Source organism: Oleiphilus sp. HI0079, assembly GCF_001635105.1.
The window spans coordinates 1-742 of the sequence record NZ_LWFT01000857.1; the positions used below are offsets into that span (position 1 = coordinate 1).

1 protein-coding gene is annotated in these 742 nt (G+C 50.9%); it reads right to left on the minus strand.

The genetic code is table 11. The features are described 5' to 3' along the window. Positions 1–561: DedA family protein (locus A3750_RS16080; RefSeq protein WP_197475086.1), on the minus strand; the 561-nt coding region annotated here is incomplete at its 3' end. Positions 562–742 lie beyond the last annotated feature (181 nt).

Below are 742 nucleotides of genomic sequence, written 5' to 3' on the forward strand. Positions count from 1 at the left end.
TATCAGACAAACGACAAGCCAAGCACTCAAGCCCGCATGTTCATTTGCGAAGGCATTTTGAGAAAATTCGGCTCCAAGGTATCCCGGCAATATGTAAGCTGGAGCCCAAGCGCAGGCAGAGAGAATATTAATGGTAATGAATTTCGCTGAGGGCATTTGCAGCATGCCTGCGGTGAGCGGTAATACGGGACGTAAAGGCCCGACAAATCGGCCTATGACCACGCTGATGGTGCCATACTTATTAAAGAAGCGTTCTCCTTGAGAGAGCGCATCAGGGTAGCGAGAAAACGGCCAGACGTTTGTGAGCCTGTCATGGAAGGCTCGACCAATAAAAAAGCTCAGCACATCGCCGGCGACCGCGCCTAAGAAGGCGGCAATTAAGACGCTTTCTACAGGGATGTGACTGAGGCTTGCAATTGCTGCGATTGAAAATAGCAAGGCGACGCCCGGTACGACGATGCCAGCAATTGCGAATGATTCAACAAATGCGATGACAGCAACGGCAGGGAGGATGAGACTCGAGTGCTCCGCAAGCCAGAGATTTAGTTGGGCTAGGTCCATTTAATGCAAATCAAGGTGTGTTAATCGTGAAGCATAACTCGATTATGGCCATTGCGATGAGCCTCGGCTAGCGCAGTGTGCGCACTTTGAAGAACCTCGGACGCTGTTTTTTCGCCTTTACTCGGGAGGTAAGTGCAGCACCCCAAGCTAACGGTAATGCTTTCGATGGTAGGCCATGAGC